Annotated in this window: 15 protein-coding genes (1 of these 15 only partly in view); 5 read left to right on the forward strand and 10 right to left on the reverse strand. The window is 47.1% G+C overall.

What is annotated here, in order from left to right; translation table 11 throughout:
- Positions 1-1,095, reverse strand: partial view of an MFS transporter gene (locus NYE62_RS01005; protein ID WP_186314455.1) — the 5' portion only. It extends 117 nt beyond the left edge of the window; the window shows 1,095 of its 1,212 coding nt (coding positions 1-1,095); the start codon lies at positions 1,093-1,095; the stop codon falls past the left edge of the window.
- 228 nt (positions 1,096-1,323) lie between these two features.
- Between NYE62_RS01005 and NYE62_RS01010 the strand changes: the two genes are divergently transcribed.
- The 5 genes from NYE62_RS01010 to NYE62_RS01030 all read left to right on the forward strand — a co-directional run bounded on the left by NYE62_RS01010 (position 1,324) and on the right by NYE62_RS01030 (position 7,316).
- On the forward strand, positions 1,324-2,592 hold the full coding sequence (locus tag NYE62_RS01010; protein WP_144665060.1) for an aspartate aminotransferase family protein: 1,269 nt from the start codon (positions 1,324-1,326) through the stop codon (positions 2,590-2,592).
- Complete coding sequence (locus tag NYE62_RS01015; protein ID WP_047935126.1) at positions 2,589-3,539, forward strand: inositol monophosphatase family protein; 951 nt, start codon at positions 2,589-2,591, stop codon at positions 3,537-3,539. Before NYE62_RS01010 ends, NYE62_RS01015 begins: the two co-directional genes overlap by 4 nt.
- Positions 3,514-4,560, forward strand: coding sequence for an alcohol dehydrogenase catalytic domain-containing protein (locus NYE62_RS01020; protein WP_038456747.1), 1,047 nt, complete (start codon positions 3,514-3,516; stop codon positions 4,558-4,560). The genes NYE62_RS01015 and NYE62_RS01020 overlap by 26 nt, the downstream gene beginning before the upstream one ends.
- Before the next feature lie 230 nt (positions 4,561-4,790).
- A complete protein-coding gene (locus tag NYE62_RS01025) occupies positions 4,791-6,224 on the forward strand; it encodes a SulP family inorganic anion transporter (protein ID WP_095061746.1) in 1,434 nt (477 codons plus the stop codon).
- Between the two features lie 150 nt (positions 6,225-6,374).
- Positions 6,375-7,316 (forward strand): bile acid:sodium symporter family protein, encoded by a 942-nt coding sequence (locus NYE62_RS01030; protein ID WP_094031904.1) that lies wholly within the window; start codon positions 6,375-6,377, stop codon positions 7,314-7,316.
- On the opposite strand, the gene NYE62_RS01035 is transcribed toward NYE62_RS01030, so the two are convergent.
- The 9 genes from NYE62_RS01035 to NYE62_RS01075 all read right to left on the reverse strand — a co-directional run bounded on the left by NYE62_RS01035 (position 7,305) and on the right by NYE62_RS01075 (position 18,759).
- Positions 7,305-8,057, reverse strand: a complete 753-nt coding sequence (locus NYE62_RS01035; RefSeq protein ID WP_144665059.1) for an alpha/beta hydrolase-fold protein — start codon at positions 8,055-8,057, stop codon at positions 7,305-7,307. The genes NYE62_RS01030 and NYE62_RS01035 overlap by 12 nt on opposite strands.
- Positions 8,054-9,064, reverse strand: a complete 1,011-nt coding sequence (feuC, locus tag NYE62_RS01040; protein WP_032870282.1) for an iron ABC transporter permease FeuC — start codon at positions 9,062-9,064, stop codon at positions 8,054-8,056. Before feuC ends, NYE62_RS01035 begins: the two co-directional genes overlap by 4 nt.
- 1 nt (position 9,065) lies before the next feature.
- Entirely contained in the window at positions 9,066-10,073 is a 1,008-nt protein-coding gene (locus NYE62_RS01045) for an iron ABC transporter permease (protein WP_007408022.1), read from the reverse strand.
- A 19-nt stretch (positions 10,074-10,092) separates the two neighbouring features.
- Complete coding sequence (locus NYE62_RS01050) at positions 10,093-11,049, reverse strand: ABC transporter substrate-binding protein (RefSeq protein ID WP_003156778.1); 957 nt, start codon at positions 11,047-11,049, stop codon at positions 10,093-10,095.
- An 87-nt stretch (positions 11,050-11,136) separates the two neighbouring features.
- Positions 11,137-12,732 carry a helix-turn-helix domain-containing protein gene (locus NYE62_RS01055; protein WP_144665057.1) on the reverse strand — a complete coding sequence of 532 codons (1,596 nt, stop codon included), beginning with the start codon at positions 12,730-12,732 and terminating at the stop codon, positions 11,137-11,139.
- 137 nt (positions 12,733-12,869) lie between these two features.
- Positions 12,870-14,114: a DUF1343 domain-containing protein gene (locus tag NYE62_RS01060; RefSeq protein ID WP_144665056.1), complete on the reverse strand. Its 1,245-nt coding sequence runs from the start codon at positions 14,112-14,114 to the stop codon at positions 12,870-12,872.
- A gap of 15 nt (positions 14,115-14,129) precedes the next feature.
- Positions 14,130-16,043, reverse strand: coding sequence for a glycoside hydrolase family 3 protein (locus tag NYE62_RS01065; protein ID WP_251257359.1), 1,914 nt, complete (start codon positions 16,041-16,043; stop codon positions 14,130-14,132).
- A gap of 46 nt (positions 16,044-16,089) precedes the next feature.
- The gene (pbp4b, locus tag NYE62_RS01070) at positions 16,090-17,373 is read right to left on the reverse strand and encodes a penicillin binding protein PBP4B (RefSeq protein WP_342497180.1); all 1,284 of its coding nucleotides are present in this window, start codon (positions 17,371-17,373) and stop codon (positions 16,090-16,092) included.
- An 18-nt stretch (positions 17,374-17,391) separates the two neighbouring features.
- Positions 17,392-18,759, reverse strand: a complete 1,368-nt coding sequence (locus NYE62_RS01075; RefSeq protein ID WP_061861099.1) for a PTS transporter subunit EIIC — start codon at positions 18,757-18,759, stop codon at positions 17,392-17,394.
- Positions 18,760-18,777: the final 18 nt, after the last annotated feature.

Below are 18,777 nucleotides of genomic sequence, written 5' to 3' on the forward strand. Positions count from 1 at the left end.
GAACGCAGTTTGTGCGGGATATTCATCTAAGCTCCAGCCGACGGCGATCGGAAGGAGTGAACCTCCTAATCCGTTTGAAGCGAGCAGAATACTGGTAGTTGTTTCTGTCTTTCCAGGATAAAAATGATTCGTGATGATTAGGGCTATTGCAAACATGCCTGCCATGAACAGCCCTAAAAAGAAGCAAAGGACAAAACCGAGCCATATGTTTTTGCTTAATGCTAATACGGTAAGTGCAGCCAGACCGCCAATGCTTATGAGACGGAGATAACGGTGATATGTCAGCTTTTCTGATACCGGGCCTGTTAATAACCTACCGATAATCATCCCCGTCCAATACACTGTAACTGTTATCGTTGCCAAAGAGTTGGGGATATCCCATTTCTCAGCGAAGATGGAGGGGATAAAATGTACAATGGAAACTTCACTGCCGCCGTAAAAGAAGAAGTAAGCACCCGCCAAGGCAATAAACAGCAATCCGTGTGACCGATAACCGGTGCTTTCTTTTTTAGTGTCATCGGAAGAGACCTCTTTGCGGATGAGAAGCTGATCAATACTGCCGAAACTCATCTGCTTCCATGCGATTAAGAGTGCAAAACTGGATAACCCTAATACTAAAAAAGCAATTGTCCACATGTGGTTGTTGATAAGAAAGCCTGAGAGCAGAGGCATGAACAGCGCACCTAATCCGTAGGCCACTTCCATCTTGCTCATGGCCACAGCCTGTCTTTCTTTAATAGCGGTGAGGATAATCGTGCCTACACAGGATTCCACCAATCCGGCGCCAAGCCCTGCGATGCTGACGAGAAGAAAGAGCAGCGGCCAGGGCGGCAGGAAGGTGATGAACATTTCACAGCTGATGAGTGCCAGGCCAAAGATAACGACGTTTTTGCGCCCAAGCTTTTTCACCATGTAAGGCATTCCGATGACACCGATGAGAAAGCCCATGAACTGAGAGAATACCAATACTCCGCCATTACTGTAGCTTTGTGAATAATGTGTGAGTAACTCAGGCAGTACGGCTCCCAGAATAACAAGTGTAAAAGCAATCGATCCATAAGAAAAACAGCTTATCCACAGCAGACGAGTTTTCATCATTTTATCTCCTTATTGGTAAAATCATATTTCTCTCTACTCGTATGACATGATGTTTTTACAAAAAATCCAAGTATTGTTACTATATCACATAACTTTTTCTCGTACATCCATTATGGTAACGTTAACAAATTGTTAACATTTTTTACAAGAAAGAACGTTGACATTATTTTCAATAATTTATACGATAAAAAGCGAAATTCTAATAATTTCATAGGGGTGGTATTTGTGGGAACGAAGGAAATCACGAATCCAGACAGCTTGTATTACAGTGTTGACGATGTAGTAATGGAGCGCGGAGAAGGGATTTACCTGTACGATCAAGAGGGAAATGAGTACATTGATTGCGCCTCTGCCACGTTTAACTTGAATTTAGGATACGGTAACAAAGAGGTCATTGATACGGTTAAAGAACAAGCCGATAAGCTCATCCATGTAACATCATCTTTTCAAACAGACGCCGTAAATAAACTGGCAGAAAAACTAGTAGAAATCGCCCCCGATAATCTCACAAAAGTACACCCTAAAGTCAGCAGCGGTTCCGGTGCAAATGAAGGAGCTATTAAAATGGCTCAGTATTACTCCGGAAAAACCGATGTCATCTCCTTATTTCGAAGCCACCTCGGACAAACGTATATGACTTCCGCTTTGTCCGGCAACTCATTCAGAAAAGAACCTTTTCCGCCGCAAATTTCTTTTGGCCTGCAAGTCCCCGATCCCTATTGCAGCCGCTGTTTTTATAATCAGAAACCTGATTCATGCGGTATGCTGTGCGTAGAAAGAATTAATGATTTTATTGAGTATGCGAGCAATGGGAAAATTGCCGCCATGATTATTGAACCGATATCCGGAAACGGTGGAAACGTCGTTCCGCCTAAAGAGTATTTTAAACAGCTGAGAAAGCTTTGTGATGAACATGATATCGCTCTGATTTTTGATGAAATTCAGACCGGGTTCGGACGGACGGGTAAAATGTTTGCCGCGGACCACTTCGATGTGAAACCTAATATGATGACGGTAGCAAAAGGGCTCGGGGGCACAGGCTTTCAAGTCGCCGCCACTCTGACGGAGGACAAGTATACCGGGCTTCCGGGGTATACGCACTCCTTCACATACGGCTCAAATGTGATGGCCGCCGCTGCCGCTTGTAAAACCATAGATATCATGCAGCGTCCGGGATTTTTGGAAAATGTAACGACGGTCGGTCATTATATTAAGGATCGCTTAGAAACGATGAAAGAGGATTTCGCTTTTATTTCTGAGGTAAGAGGCGTCGGTCTTATGATCGGTGTGGAGATTGTTAAAGAGAACAATGAACCGGATGTGGAGCTGACCAATTATATTGCAAAACGGGCAATGGATTACGGGCTGATTCTCCGGACATCCCGTTACGGATTCGGAAATGTATTTAAAATCCGTCCGCCTTTAACCATAACACTTAGTGAAGCCGAAGTGCTCTGCTACAGACTTCGCAAGCTATTGGAGGAAATCAAGTGAGAGACTATATCATTGAGCTTGGACAATTTGTTTATCAAAAGGTGAAAAATCAAAAAGGCACGCTGAAAAACCGGCTCGTAAACGGCTATTCTCCGGGAGGCGACGCCCAATTTAACATAGACGCCGCTGCTGAGGAGGCGGTGCTGGATTATATTCAAGAAAAGGGCCATCCGGTTGCTTTTTACACGGAGGATGGCGGCCTGAAGCTGATTGGAGAAGATCCGCAATATATTTTAATTGTAGATCCGATAGACGGAACGCGCCCGGCCGCCGCGGGGCTTGAAATGTCGTGTATTTCGATTGCGCTTGCTTCATATAGGCCAAACGCAAAGATTAAGGATATCGAATTTGCTTTTTTACTTGAATTGAAATCAGGCGCTTATATGTACGGTGATATATACAGCGATGCCATTCATTTTGAAGGGTATCATGGAGAATTGCCGAATTTGAGCGGAGTGCGGGATATTAAAAATATGTTTTGGAGCCTTGAATTTAACGGGCATCCGGCGCAGCTGATGACGGACGCATACGGCCATCTGATTGATCAGTCGGCCAATAACGGCGGGGTTTTTGTTTTCAACAGCGCTTCTTATTCGATTTCACGAATTATTACGGGGCAGATGGATGCTTATGTGGATATCGGCAATCGTCTGCTGAAAGATGATCCGAAGCTGCTTTCAGATTTTCAGCAGGTCGGGAACGGAGAGGTGCTGCATTTATTTCCTTATGATATTGCCGCAAGCGTCTTTTTGGCGAAGAAAGCGGGAGTGATTATTACGGATGCATACGGCCGGTCCTTGGACGAAACACTTCTGACAGATTTAAGTTATCAGAATCAGCAATCGTGTATTGCGGCATCAACGAAGGAGCTTCATCAAACATTGTTAGACCAAATCCGCTGGGGCAGAAAGGAAGAGAAATATGAAGGCGTTGGTCTGGACTCCTAATGACAAGCTTGAATATCAAGAAGTGGACGAGCCTCAAATTCGGAAATCCAATGATGTGAAAGTGAAAATTTTCGGCACCGGTATCTGCGGAACGGACTTAAATGTGCTGAAAGGAAAAATGAATGCAACCCATCATATGATTATGGGGCATGAATCGGTGGGAGCGGTCGTGGAAATCGGACCGGACGTGACAAATGTAAAAGTCGGAGACCGGGTCGTGATAGATCCTACGCAGTTTTGCGGGAAATGTCATTATTGCCGGAGAGGGCTGACGTGTTATTGCGAAACCTTCGAGGATTGGCAGCTCGGAATCGGGGCGCACGGAACGTTTGCGGAATATTACGTGGGGGAAGACAGGTTCATGTACAGAATTCCGGATTCAATGGAATGGGAGCGGGCCACATTGGTTGAGCCTCTCTCCTGTGTGCTGAATGTTGTGGACAAGGCTTCGATTCAGCCGGAGGACTCGGTCTTGGTTTTGGGGTCGGGACCGATCGGACTGCTTGTGCAAATGATGGTGAAAAAACTGGCGCGATTGACGGTTGCGACTGAAATAGGCAGTTTCCGAAGCGAGGCGGCGAGCCGGATATCGGATTATGTCTACCACCCTGAAGCATTAACCGTGGATGAAGTGAAACGGATTAATCAAGGAAGAAAATTTGATGTGATTTTTGACGCAATCGGCAATCAGCTTGATTGGGCTTATCCTTTTATTGAAAAGGGAGGCAGAATCGTGCCGATGGGCTTTGATGATACGTATGAGATGACGGTCAGGCCGTACCAGCTGCTGTCAAACGGCGTGACGATTGTAGGCACAGGTGAAGCCCGCCAGATCATGGAAGCCGCGTTAGCATGCGCGTCCGACCTTCCGCAGCTCTATGATCTTATTACGGAAAAGACGGAACTGAAGAATTATGAAGAAGCCATTGATCATCTCATGGGCATCGACCCGGTGACAAAAGAAAGAAAGGATATCAGCGCAATAAAAACGATTCTTGTGTCTGATCCGGAACTTTTATAAAAGCGGAAACGGCTCCAGTGAGGGCCGTTTTCTTTTCTTATTTATACGGCTTGCACATTTCTTTAAAGTTTAATATGATACTCTTTGTTAACAATTCCTTTCCTCAACGACATTATACTCTGAGCGTGTCCTCTTTTTCCCCGTAAGATTGCCTCATATTCCCCAGATGAAAATCAATGTTTCCAACTGATAGGGTGCGGATTTTTATAGTGAAAAGGAGTCGTTATCATTTGAAAGATTATACGTTACAGCAGCAATGGTTCGGGAATGTCCGTAAAGACATTCTGGCCGGTATTCTGGTTGCCCTCGCTCTGATCCCCGAGGCGATCGGATTTTCAATTATTGCAGGTGTCGATCCGATGGTCGGCCTTTATGCATCATTTTGTATCGCGATTATTATTTCTATCTTCGGCGGCAGACCGGGAATGATATCAGCCGCTACGGGTTCAATGGCGGTTGTCATGGTGACATTGGTGGCTGATTACGGGCTGCAGTATTTGTTTGCGGCAACCATTTTGACAGGTATTATTCAATTTATTCTTGGTGTCAGTAAGATAGCGAAATTGATGAAATTTATTCCGCGTTCGGTCATGATCGGATTTGTGAATGCTTTGGCGATCTTGATTTTTTCTGCGCAGCTGCCCCAGTTCAAAGGAGCCTCATGGGTCATGTACGCCATGCTTGCCGGATCACTGGCTATCATATATCTATTGCCGAAGGTTACGACGGCTGTGCCGTCTCCGCTGGTGGCGATTATTGTCATGACGATCATTGCGGTGGTCTTCCATGCGGATGTCCGCACGGTCGGTGATATGGGCGGGATTACAAGTTCACTTCCGCATTTCTTGATACCGGATGTTCCGTGGACGTTTGAGACATTGCGGATTATTTTCCCGTATTCTCTGGCGCTTGCTTTCGTCGGATTGCTCGAGTCATTGCTGACAGCCCAGATCATTGATGAAATGACGGATACGGATAGTGATAAGAACAAAGAAAGCCGCGGACAAGGCATCGCCAATATTGTGAACGGATTTTTCGGAGGCATGGCCGGATGCGCCATGATCGGCCAGTCTGTCATTAATACGAAAGCCGGCGGACGCGGCCGGTTATCGGCTTTTACGGCCGGAGCGTTTTTAATGTTTTTAATTGCCGTATTAAGCGGTATCGTCGTGAAAATTCCGATGGCTGCGCTGGTGGCCGTGATGGTTATGGTGTCCATCGGCACGTTCGACTGGTCATCGATTAAAGGTTTACGGAAAGCGCCCCTTACTGATTCGATCGTTATGGTTATTACCGTCGTGACGGTCGTCCTGACAAATGATTTATCAAAGGGTGTCTTCGCGGGTGTGCTGCTAAGCGCGATCTTTTTTACGGCGAAAATTTCTAAGCTGAAGATTGTGTCACATTCCGAACAGAAAGATGTCAGAACTTATAAGGTAACGGGACAGATCTTTTTTGCTTCCGTGTCTGAACTGATGAATGCCATCGTTTATGATGAAGGCGTGAAGCGGATTGTCATTGATTTGACCGATGCCCACGTGTGGGATGATTCGGGAGCGGCGGCTCTTGAGAAAATTGTCGCCAAATGTAAAGAATACGGAATTGAGGCTGAATTAAAGGGATTAAATCAGAAAAGCCGAGATTTAATGAAACAAATGGCATAGAATTTGTGAAGTCCGGATGAATATATCCGGGCTTTTTTTCGGTTAAATTTGTGGGTTTGCATTGTTATAATGAATGAGATTTGAAAACCGTATATAGGAGACTTGCATATGATGTGGCTACAGAAGTTGAACCAAGTGTTGGGGAGAATCATGCCGCTTTTGACTCCGTCAAGTGTGGCGGCGGGTGTGCTGTTATCTCAGCATATCAGCTGGATGGCCGGCGCTGTGCCGTGGATATTTGCATTTATTACATTTACGGGCAGTCTGAGTGCCAATTTTCATTCGCTGAAGCGCAGTATCGAGAAGCCGCTCCCGATGATCATGGCATTGTTTGTTCTGCATATTTTCATGCCTGTTTTTGCATGGGGAAGCGGCCATCTGATTTTCAGCGGTGACCCTTTAACTGTGACGGGGCTGATTATGGGTGTGGTGATTCCGACCGGAATTACGAGTTTGATTTGGGCTGCGATGTATAAGGGGAATGTCGGATTGACGCTGTCTATTATCCTGGTTGATACCGTGCTTTCTCCTTTTATCGTACCGTTAAGCCTGTCTGTCCTGGCCGGGGCGAATGTTCAGATGGATGTGTGGGGAATGATGAAAGGGCTGGCGGAGATGGTGGTGATTCCATCCATCGCAGGGATGATAGTCAACCAGTTTTCCCCGCCGGTAAGGACTCAGGCAATAAGCCGGTCGCTGTCTCCTTTTTCAAAAATCTGTCTGATGATTGTCATTGCCATTAACAGTTCGGAAATCGCGCCGTATGTCACGCACGTGGATATCAAATTTGCGGGCATCGCAGGCATGGTATTTTTTATTGCCATGACGGGTTATGCCGTGGCATGGCTGATCGGAAGGCTGATGAAGCGGAGCCAGGATGAAATTGTGTCTCTGATTTATACGGGGGGCATGCGCAATATCAGCGCCGGAGCCGTTCTCGCCGTTTCTTTTTTTCCGTCTCAAGTGGCGGTTCCGGTTGTCATCGGGATGCTTTTTCAGCAAATCCTTGCTGCTTTGTTCGGCTATTTGCTGAGACGCTTTGAACTTAAGCCGGTCGTGATGAAGTATGAAAAAAACCGCTCAGCTACGTGAGCGGTTTTTTCCGTACAGCCAGCTTAGTGCTGCATTGAATTGTCGTTTGAATGCTTCTTGATGGTGCACGGCGCCTTCTTCAACAGTGAAAGAGAGCTGAGATTGAGAAAAGCCTTTTTGCCTCAGGCTTTCATGCACGTCTTTATTTTGTCGGATCATGTTGTTTTGGATGTTGTTTTTATGCTCAGCTTCGCGGCTGCCGACAGACATATAGATACGCCGCCGTGCCGGACGCAAAGATGCGGAGCGGACATAATCTGCTGATTTTTCATACCAGAAGGAACCGGAAATACAACCGATTCTGCCGAATGTTTCAGGCTTTTGGAGCATCGCGTATATCGAAAACAGTCCGCCTAATGACGCGCCGATCAGTCCTCTCGTTTCCGGATGTGCAGAAATGTGATGCATATCTTCAACAGTAGGAATGATGACATTTGTCAGCTCCTCGAGAAAGAGCCTCCCTTTGCCGCCGAAATCATGAAACGCAGGGGTCAGGGAAGGCGCGGGCCACGGCGTGTACTCATCGAGCCTGTCAGCCGGTTTGATGCCGATGAAAATCAATTCGGGAAGTGTTCCGTTCGCAAATTGGGATTCAAGTTTATCCCTCTGTTCTAAAAACAAAGAACCCCCATCCAGTACGTACACACAGGGTAAAGCCCCTGTTTGAACCGAATAGGGGGGAGGAAGATACACAGTGCATTCCTTTCCGTTTATCCGGTGTTCTGTAAGGGTGCCTCTCATGCATCCAGCCCCTTCTTTTGCTTAAACAGAAGAAAAAAGAAATAAGGAACGCCGAGAATCGCAAGAATAATTCCCGCCGGCACTTCTGAAGGCTGAAAGAACAATTTGCCCGCAAAGTCGGCGGATATGACGAGGAGCATACCGACCAATCCGCTGACCGGTAATGAGTATCTGTGCTCAATCCCGGCGAGCCTGCGGGAAATATGGGGCGCGATCAGTCCGACAAATGCCATGCTGCCCGCTGCGGTTACACATGCGCTGATCAAAGCGATGCAGGCAATGAGTAAAATCGTTTTTTCTTTATTGGTTGAAACACCGAGGCTTTTCACCGTGTCCTCATCGAAACGAATGGTATCCAGCAATGACGTTTTCGCCATAAGCAGAGGAATGAACACGATCAGCCACGGAAGGATCGCCGTAATGGTCATCCAGTTTGCCGACCAGATGCTGCCGTTTTTCCAAACCATCGCCATCTCATAATCCTGCGGGTCCATTTTTAATGAAAGAAATAAAGACAGCGCGCTGAATCCGGAATTCATGGCGATCCCAACGAGAATAATTCTGCCCGATTCCAGATGCCCCCGGTGCCAGGCGAAAATATAGATCAGCACGGCCGCCATCAATCCTCCGATGAGGCCGAAGACAGGCATACCCATCGCAGAGGCAAGTGCCGTCGCTTCAGATTGTCCCTGAAACAGAAGCATAAACGTGACGATTCCGGCTCCGGCTCCTGCATTAATGCCCAAAATACCGGGATCGGCAAGACCGTTTTTGGTAATGGCCTGAATAACGGCTCCGGCTATCCCCAATCCGAGCCCGATGGCAGCAGCCATGACAATGCGCGGCAGCCTCAGCTGAAACAGCAAAATGTCATATTGCGGATTCGGATGGATGCGGAAAAGGGTACTGAGCAGTTCACCCGGCTTTGCGGAAAAAGAACCGCTTGTCATGCTGAAATAGCTTACGAGCAATATGAGAGCAATCAGAATGATATAAATTCCGGCCATTTTACGCACCACGCTGATCCCCTCCTTTTCTTTTAATCAAATAAAGAAAGAAAGGAACACCGATGATAGAAGTGACAACTTCAATAGGCGTCTCAAACGGATAATTGATGAATCGGCTGGCAAGGTCGCAAAGGGTCAGGAAGACGCCGCCGATGATGCACGCGCATGGGATCAGCCTGCTGTAGTCCGATCCGACGAGAAAACGTGTGATGTGCGGAACGACCAAACCGACAAAGGCAATTTTTCCGGCGAGTGCCACCGAGCTTCCGGTCAATATGACAACGGCCGCCATCGCCATGAGTTTGATGGTTCTTTTCTGCTGTCCCAGACTTTTTGAAATGTCGTCTCCTAATGATACGGCAGTGACCTTTTTGCTGAGAATCATGGCCGTGATGATTCCGATCGCAAAAAACGGGACGGCCAGTTTCAAAAAATCAGGGTTCATTTGATGCAGTCTCGCACTGTACCAAAAACTGAGATCCTGCGAAATTTGAAAATAAATCGAAAGCGCAGCCGACAGACTGCTGAGAAGCATACTGGTCACCGTTCCGATGATGGCAAGCTGCACCGGGGTAAAACCGCCGGGAAGAATGGAGGCCAGCCCGAAAACAAGAGCGGCGCCGAATGCGGAACCGATAAACGAATATATGATCATTTCAATGGATGTCGATTGAGGGAGCAATACCATGCAAAGGGTGATGATAAAAGCGGAGCCGTCCGACACACCCATGATCGAAGGCGAGGCCAGATAGTTCCGTGTGATTCCCTGCATGAGCGCTCCGGAAACAGCAAGGGCGGCGCCGATAAACATAGCGCCGGCAGCCCTCGGGATTCTTGAATGCCATATGATCTGATGGTCGGTATTCTCCGGATTAAAGTGCAGCAATGCGGAGAACACGGTATGGATGTCAAGCTGCTTTGCGCCGTATAAAACGGAAAGCAGCAGTGACAGAACAATGGCAATCGGTGAAGCAATGATAATCATGTGTGTCCGCCGTTTTGCATACATGTGAAAAACCTACTCTTTATTAGTCTTGAGTCAATTTGTCAGCCGCAACCTGTAAGAAGCTGATTTTACTCCATGCGGTTCCGCCTTGGGCTAACGGATCAATCGTATTGACGTATACATGGTCTTTTTTGACTGCCTTCAGGCTCTTCCAGATCGGATTTTTCTCTAAGTCTTTCAAAGCGTCCGGCTTATCTGCGTTTTCGTCATCAGAGAATTGTACGAAGATATGGTCAGGGTTCATTTCGCTTAATTTTTCAAGAGAAATCAGTTCCTGCGCTTTCGCCGCTTTGACTTCGTCCGGCGCCTTCAGGCCTAAATCACCGTAAAGCGTGGAGTTGAAATATACTTGTTCAGGATAAATATAAATATTGCCTTGTCTGATTCTGATGACCAGCGCGTTTGACTGTTTCGCTTTGCTGTTGATCTTTGTTTTTGTCTTTTTCAGGTCCTGTTCGTAATCTGCGATGATTTTTTTCGCTTTTTTCTCTTTATCTGTAAGCTGGGCGAGCAGCATCATGTTTTCTTTCCAGTTTGATGAGATATGAGAGACAGGGATCGTTTCAGCGGTGCCGCTCAATTTTTTCAACGTTTTTTCCGGGAATTTGGTTGATGCCAGAATGACGTCCGGCTGCAGCTCAAGAATTTTTTCCATATTCGGCTGCATTTTTTCTCCCGTAGATACGGATTTATCTGTAATATCTTTAAACAGTTCCGGGAATTTGCCGGAGAAAGAAATTGCCCCTGCCGGATGAACGTCAAGCAATTTGGCGTCTTCCATTGATTCTACGCTGCCTGTAATGGCGATTTTGTCAGTCGGCGCTTTGACTTCATATGTTTTTCCGAGATATTCGATTTTCTTTTTATCTGAAGAAGCGTCCTTTCCTTTACTTGCTGTATCAGATGTTTCTGAGCTTCCGCAAGCCGCGGCCGTGAAAGCCAAAAGCAAAATCATGAAAGCGAATGCCAATTTCTTCATCTATTGTTCCTCCTGTTCAATTGATAACTATTATCAATTGGAATTATAGAGAATGAACAGGGATAAGACCATGGATAATTTCCGGCATTACCATGGACGATCTTCGGAAAAAATGGAAATGCTTTGCTCGATCATCCGCTGATGTCCGCTTGGAGAATATTCAATCCACGGGTCAGATGAAATGGGAAACACGCGTTTATTGCTGACGGCTCTAAGGTTCTGCCATATCCCGGTCTGCTGAATCCGCTGAAAATAACGAAGCGTTTCCGGTTCTTTACAAGTGAAAAGCATGATGCAGTCAGCCTGGCAATCCGCCAGCATGTCCAAGGAAATCTTTTCGTCAGGAGCAAAAGATTCCGGTTTTGCGGAGGCAAAGCCTAAATCACCGAAGAAGACATCCTCAATGCTGTTGTTATGGGCGATGTACATATTTTCTTTATATACACGGACAAATAAGAACCGCTGATGCCGCACGTGTTTAAGAGCATCTTTCGCTGAATGGGCGAGACTTTGATAAGCTTTAAGCCAGTGCCGCGCTTCCTGCTCTTCATTCAAATATGCGGCTGTGCGAAGAAACTGGTCTCTCCAATTCTCTTGAGCCGGAAGGTAAAAAACGTCAGTGATGTCATTCAGGCGCTGTTTTTCTTCTTCACTGACAGAATCAAGACTGAAAATGATGTCCGGGGCAGCTTGGGAAAGCGTGTGCAGGTTCTCTTCCCAATTTGCATTATAGCGGTAAGCACTCAGGTGAACCGGAATATCGGAAGAGAATTGTTTGTAATAATAGGCCGTCCATTTCGGGTGCAGCGCCGCAGCATAAGGCACGTGATGCAGAGGAATCAGATGCCCCATCGTTTCTTTTCCGTACGCGGCCATTTTTGTGCGCCTTTTTTTCATATAGCTTGTGGGTGAGCTGCCGGTATGTTTTTTAAAGATGCGGCTGAAATAAAATTCATCTTGGTAGCCGATTTGATGAGCGATTTCCCGCAGTTTGCAGTTTGCCTTGGCCATCAGTTTTTTCGCATTGGTTATGCGGATGTCTGTGATATATTCAGTTACGCTCTGCCCGTATAGTTTTTTAAAGGTTTCACTGTAATGCTTGGGACTGATTCCCGCCATATGAGCGAGCTGGGTGAGCGTGATTTTTGTGTCGGACTGAGCATGTATGAATTGTTTTGTCTGTTCGATCGCCGCTTTCGTATTATTTTGATGGCATACTTTTGCGGCATAAAGGTCGTACATCAGCTGCTGAAAGTCGGCTGTATATTTCATTTTCTGCAATCCATCCGCCGATCGCGCATTTTCAGAAAGTGACTGAAGCCGGCTTGTCAAATGATCAACCGTTTGTAAATTCATTTGCTGAAGTCCGTGGAAGATGTCTTCCCCGTTATCCGGAAGCATCGCTTCATCATCTGATGAATAGGAGAAAACACGGAGTCTGACGATATACAAATGGATGCCGCCTGACGGTATAGGGGCAATATTGAATGTCTCATCACAAGGACAGATGTAGAGCGTTTCCTTCTGCAGCGGAAAGCTGTCTGTTCCGATATCAATTTGTCCCTCGCCTTTCACATGAAAGATCAATACGGGGGAATCAGTGAGCTGATGCTCTGACAGAAGGTCGGCTGTTTTTTTTACGGAGATGATATCAATGGGCTGAAAGAATAATGTGTTTTTCATGAGAAACCACCTTTTAGGAAACATTCATTTAAATGATAACTGTTATCATTTAAATTGTACCAAATAAATGAATGTTTTCCTATAAAAAGCGGAAATGTGAAATGCGTCAAAATGTTACACGTGTAACACGAATGTTGTCAGTATATGAGGTATTGTTTTCTTAGAGTTTTGAATTGGTCCAGCCGGCGTTGATATGTGCCGGTGATGTCTTCAATGGAAGTGCCTTTTTCTATTTTTTTGCGTACCCAGCCGTTACCGATCAACTTGTCAAAAGAGCCTGTCGGCAAGAATGAAAAGTCATTCGGATATAAGTCATGCATGGTTTTCAGAATGGAAAGCCCTGTTTTTGCCGCTTCAAATGTGTTTCTGTTTGTTACGTAGACTTGTACGCCGTGGCACAGCTTGCCCTGGTGCTTGGAGAAGCTGGGGATAAATGATGCGGCTCTGAAGGTGACGCCCGGAAGCTTGAGACTGTTCAGGCGTTCTTCGAGCTCGGTGCTTTTCATATAAGGCGCGCCGATCAGTTCAAACGGCTTTGTCGTGCCCCTTCCTTCGGATACGTTTGTACCTTCGATTAGTCCTGTCGCCGAATATGCGAATATGCTATCCGGGGTCGGGATATTAGGCGAAGGGAGGACGAACGGCAGACCGGTATCTTCAATCGTCATCGTCCGCTTCCAGCGCTTCATTTTTACGACGGTGAGGTCGGCGCCAATATGAAACTCTTTATTGAATAAAAGAGCAAGCTCACCGATCGTCATGCCGTGCTTCAGCGGGATCGGATACAGTCCGACAAATGAAGCGTAATCCGGTTCAAGAACCGGGCCGTCCGGATTTCGTCCGCCTTGCGGATTCGGCCGGTCCAATACATAAAAAGGTATGCCTTTTTCTTTTGCCGCTTCCATGGCATAGGCCATTGTATAAATGTAGGTGTAGTATCGCGTTCCGACATCCTGAATATCGAAAATCAGTACATCTGTATCTTTCAGCATGTCAGGCGTCGGTTTCCTCGTTTCCCCGTATAGGCTGTAGACGGGAAGCCCTGTTTTTTCGTCTATATAGGATGTGACTTTGTCTCCGGCCTGAGCATCGCCGCGGACACCGTGCTCCGGTCCGAATAATGCCGTCAAGTGGATGTCTGGCGCCTCATGCAGCACGTCAACGCTGCTTTTCAATGACGCGTTCACACCGGTCGGGTTGGTGATCAGCCCGACCCTTTTTCCCTTCAGTTCCTGTTTATAATCTTTCAGCAGGCGGTCGATGCCTGTTTGGATGCTTGGTTTCTTGGCGGTATGAAGGTTTCTGTCAGAAGCCGCCGAGACTGCCGTCATAGCACTGATGACGACTAATCCGGCAAGAAGCGCAGCCGTATGTGTTTTCATAATCAGCCCTCCTGTTTAAAGCGGTTTTCCGGTCTTCAGATTGATACCGAAACCATAAGGATACAGTGTCGTTCCCGGATGCGTGACGGAAGGAATGTCAGCGGGCAGCCTGCCTTGCGGTGTTGTCTGTCCGAATATCGCTTCAACGCCTGCCGGAATGTTTGGCTGGAGAAATTGTCCGTCTGTATATCCTTTAAAGCCGTAGACTGCGATAAGGGCTTCAGCTTCTTCAAAGTTCGCAGCGTCATATGGATTACGCAGGCTCATCAGCACAAAGGGTTTTTGGTTCGATTGTGCGGCTTTCATGACGGCCCGCGGAAATGCAGTCGTCCACTTGCCGGGATCTGTGACGGAATCGTCAATCACGCCGTCGTTTACGACAGGATCATTTTTCACAACATATGAGCCTGTAATCACGTAATCAGCGTCAGATATCTGCTTTTTGTGTTCATCATGAAATGTACGCTCGGCGAAGTTCATTTTACTGATGGTTACCGGCCGGATTTTTTTCTTTTTGATGAGCTGCCGAATGGTTTGTTCCATTGACGCTGTTTGATCTTCATATGGAGCGGCAATGAGAACGCGGCTGTTCTTTTTCGGTTTGAATGGGAGGGTGCGGTTTTTGTTTTGTAAGACGGTGACGGACCTTTCCGCGATTTGTTTTTCAGCTTTCAGGTGATTTTTGCTGCCGACGGTTTTCTTTGCTTTTGCAATCTTCTTTTTCAGATTTGTCTCTTTCGGTGCGGGATATATCCCTCGTTTTATTTTCAGGGAAATGATGCGTTCCGCCGATTTGTTAATTTGCTGCAGCGGAATATCCCCTTTTTGTACCGCCTTTTTTAAAGCGGAATGAACCCGGGCAAAGCGGTTTTCCGTTTGCAGCGATGTCACTTGGGCCGGCATCAGGGCAATATCGACGCCTGCTTTTACGGCCATGACGACCGCCTCTTCCTGGCCGAAATGATCGGCAATGGCTTTCATATTTAATGCATCCGTGACGATGACGCCGTTAAAGCCCATTTCCTCACGGAGAAGATGAGTCATCACTTTTTTCGAGAGCGTGGCGGGTACGAGGATGTCTGAACCGTCCAGCTTGCTTTTATAGGTTGTATCGTCAAACGCGGGAAATTGCACATGGGCTGTCATGATCATATCAGCTCCGGCCTGAATGGCCTTCCGGAACGGATAAAGTTCAATCTGACGCAGCCTTTCTTGATTGTGGGTGACAAGCGGAAGGCCGTAGTGGCTGTCGACATCCGTGTCGCCGTGTCCCGGGAAATGTTTGACGGCGGCAGCGACATCCTGCTTTTGCTGAGCCTTCATTGAGGCAAGACCGAGTGAAGCTGTCAGATCTCGGTCTGAACTGAAGGACCTGACGCCGATGACAGGATTTCCGGGATTATTATTGATATCGAGAACGGGAGCGAAGTTCGTATTAATGCCCAGTGCTTTCAGTTCTTTCCCGATAATGGCGCCGGTCTGGGACGCGTAGGCTGTTTTTCTAGCGGCTCCGAGCGCCATATTGCCTGGGAAATGAGTGCCCTCACCAAGTCTAGTTACGATGCCGCCCTCCTGATCAATGCTTAATAATAGCGGAATGTCAGGGCTCGCCTTTTGAAAGGCATCTGTCAGGCGTACCGTTTGTTCAGTGTTTTTTACATTTTCTGAAAATAAAATAACGCCGCCGAACCGGTACTTTTGAATAAGCCCTGCGACTTCTTTATTCATTTGGGTAAGAGCCTCAGGTGATGACTGCCCCTTTTTTTGCCAATTGCGAAAATCAGGCATGAGCATCTGCCCTAATTTTTCATCTAATGTCATACGGGATACCGCTTGTTCCGCCTGTGACGGAATGTCCGGTTTTGTCGATACATGATGCGTGCCGAAAACAATGAACAACAGTAATACAGCTGAGATAACAAGTTTCATGATGGTGCCCTCCTGCCGTCATAGTTTGGACAAAAGACATGGGTTGTCATTCAATGGCTTCATAAATCGTTTTTATGATGCTGCCGTAGCTTCCGGTCGGAAAAAGATCCCCTTCAAAAACATTCGGGTTTTCACCGGGACTGACGACGGGGGAATGCTTTTTATTGGTCAAAAGTGCGATCCCCAGCTTATAAGCGGGATCAATAAGCGTGACTGTGCCGGTCCATCCCGTATGGCCGTATGCCTGCCTGCTTGCATAAGGGCCGAACATCCACTCCATATTCGGGCTGCCGTTTTTCCGCCAGCCGAGAGTGAAAGTCGGATCAGAGGATGCCGCCGTTGTGAACAAATCGGCCGTTCTTTTATTGAAGAGAGAAACGTGTTTATAACTGCCGCCGTTCAGCATGACTTGAAGAAGGACGGCCATGTCATCAGCTCTGGAAAACAGCCCGGCGTGGCCGGACACCCCTCCCATTGAGTAAAATGCTTTTTCATCGTGAACTTCCCCCTGCAGCGTATACGTCCTGATGTGAGGAAAATGGATGACTCCGTCACGTGTGTTGCCTAAACGTTCAGTAGCTGCGAATGATTTTTCTTTAAAGCCTTTTTGCAGCGGATTGAACAGTGTGTGCGTCAGTTTCAGCGGTTTGTACAGTTCTTGTTCCGCATAGGCATCAAGGGTTTTTCCGGTTATGTTTTCAATGATGCAGCCGAGAAGCATGTAACCGATATCGCTGTATACGTGTTTTGTTCCCGGTTTGTATGCAAGCGGGATTTGAGTGAGAAAACGGATCGTTTTATCCCGTTCTTGTGAATACAAAGGGCCTGCGGTGTCCAGCTGATAGAAATAAAAGCTTGCCGGCAGACCGGATTGATGCTGGAGCACATCGATGACGCGAATGCGGTCTTTTTCTTGAATCGGATCGCTTTTTCTGTCTTTGAAATCAGGAAGGTAAGACGAGACTTTTTGATACACATCAAGCTTTCCCTGGCTGACGAGTCGCTGTAATGCAAAATTCGCCGCGTACATTTTTGTATTGGAAGCTAGATCAAACATGGTTGATGTTTTCATTTTTTTCGGACGGGATAAAAGGGTGTTCCCGTCATATTTTTTGCTGTAGCCGTATGCTTTCTTTTTGATCACCCGTCCGTCCTTTACGACGACGAGGACGGCTCCGGGGAATCCTGCTGCAATGTCTTTTTCAATCATTTGATCAACCTTTCTGAGCTTTGCTGCGTCGTATAATTTGGATTGGGCTTCGGCTTTGTGCTGCGGCAGAAAAGAGAGGCTGATGACCATTGTGAGTATGGCGGCTGTCAGTGTTTTCATATTCTGATCCCTCCCGGTTTATTCAAATTCAGCAGCCATGTCATCCTTAAATCCGAACGCATAAGTGAAGACAAAGCCCGCCGCGTAAGAGATGAAGAGACCGATGATATACAAAACGATTTGAGCCGGCTGTACGAGAAACGAGAGCGGAAGGCCGGAGACACCGATTGAAAAAGTAGCCACCTGAAAATGGGCTTGAAAGGCGCCGCCGATTCCCGCCCCTAAACACGCCGTCAAAAACGGCCGGCCGAGCGGGAGCGTGACGCCGAAGATGAGCGGCTCTCCGATTCCGAGCAGACCGGATGGAAGTCCTCCGCCGATCGCTCTTTTCAATGAGGCTTTTTTTGTTTTCATAAAGATGGCGAAGGCCGCCCCTACTTGACCCGCGCCTCCCATCGCGAGAATCGGAAGAAGCGGGTCATCTCCGATTGATCGGATTAATTCCAAATGTACGGGAGTCAAGCCCTGATGCAGGCCGGTGACGACAAGCGGCAGGAAGGCGGCTCCCAGTACAAACCCTGAGAGCACTCCCCCGACATTCAGCAGCGACAATAAACCTGATGTAATCAGATCAGAAATAAAACCGCCTGCAGGGATAAAAACGACATATGTCACCAGCCCGGTGATAAGTAAAGACAATGTAGGCGTGACGATAATGTCGATGGATTGATGGACGTACTTTCTGATAAACCGTTCGGTATAAGCGATAAAAACCGCAGCGAAAAGAACGCCGATTAATCCTCCCCTGCCAGGGAGCAGATTCTCTCCGAACAAACTGATATTGGCGATCTCAGGGTTAAGGATCAATATGCCCGCAAGGCCGCCCATCGCAGGTGTCCCGCCGAATTCCTTCGCCGCATTGATGCCGACAAGGACGCCGAGGTAAGCGAATAAGCCTGAACCGATAACCGTTAAAATAAGTGCGATTTGGGATTCTTTCGGGAGCCAGCCGGCCTGAATGACGGCTTTCGTAATACCGGTGATTAAACCTGATGCAATGAGTGCGGGAATAAGGGGAATGAAGATGCTTGATATTTTTCTCAGAAACAGTGTGATGGGTGTGGTGTTTTTTCTGTTGAGATCGGCTTTTTTCCGTGAGGCGGCTTCTTTTAAATCAATGTTTTTTCCGGATGACATAAGTTTTGCGAAAGCGTCGGCGACATGATTGACGACACCCGTGCCGAGAATGATTTGCAGTGTTTCGGCTTCGACGACGCCTATTACCCCGTCAAGCCGTTTCAGCGCTTCAATATCCGTTTTGTCCCGATCTAAAGGTGTAATCCTCAGGCGTGTCATACAGTGGGTAAAGCCTGAAATATTCGATGAACCGCCGCAATTGTCCAGGATGTCTTTGGCCAGTGACTGATAAAATGCCTCTTTGCTCATGGAGATCCTCCTTTTTCC

This window comes from Bacillus sp. FSL K6-2861, from assembly GCF_038630725.1.
In the GTDB taxonomy this organism is placed as follows: domain Bacteria; phylum Bacillota; class Bacilli; order Bacillales; family Bacillaceae; genus Bacillus; species Bacillus velezensis.

Excerpts from the sequence above, each read along its gene's own strand:
- NYE62_RS01020 (WP_038456747.1), top strand. The coding sequence starts at position 3,514 with ATGAAGGCGTTGGTCTGGACTCCTAATGACAAGCTTGAATATCAAGAA.
- NYE62_RS01030 (WP_094031904.1), top strand. The coding sequence starts at position 6,375 with ATGCCGCTTTTGACTCCGTCAAGTGTGGCGGCGGGTGTGCTGTTATCT.
- NYE62_RS01035 (WP_144665059.1), bottom strand. The coding sequence starts at position 8,057 with ATGAGAGGCACCCTTACAGAACACCGGATAAACGGAAAGGAATGCACT.
- feuC (WP_032870282.1), bottom strand. The coding sequence starts at position 9,064 with ATGGCCGGAATTTATATCATTCTGATTGCTCTCATATTGCTCGTAAGC.
- NYE62_RS01045 (WP_007408022.1), bottom strand. The coding sequence starts at position 10,073 with ATGTATGCAAAACGGCGGACACACATGATTATCATTGCTTCACCGATT.
- NYE62_RS01050 (WP_003156778.1), bottom strand. The coding sequence starts at position 11,049 with ATGAAGAAATTGGCATTCGCTTTCATGATTTTGCTTTTGGCTTTCACG.
- NYE62_RS01055 (WP_144665057.1), bottom strand. The coding sequence starts at position 12,732 with ATGAAAAACACATTATTCTTTCAGCCCATTGATATCATCTCCGTAAAA.
- NYE62_RS01060 (WP_144665056.1), bottom strand. The coding sequence starts at position 14,114 with ATGAAAACACATACGGCTGCGCTTCTTGCCGGATTAGTCGTCATCAGT.
- NYE62_RS01065 (WP_251257359.1), bottom strand. The coding sequence starts at position 16,043 with ATGAAACTTGTTATCTCAGCTGTATTACTGTTGTTCATTGTTTTCGGC.
- pbp4b (WP_342497180.1), bottom strand. The coding sequence starts at position 17,373 with ATGAAAACACTGACAGCCGCCATACTCACAATGGTCATCAGCCTCTCT.
- NYE62_RS01075 (WP_061861099.1), bottom strand. The coding sequence starts at position 18,759 with ATGAGCAAAGAGGCATTTTATCAGTCACTGGCCAAAGACATCCTGGAC.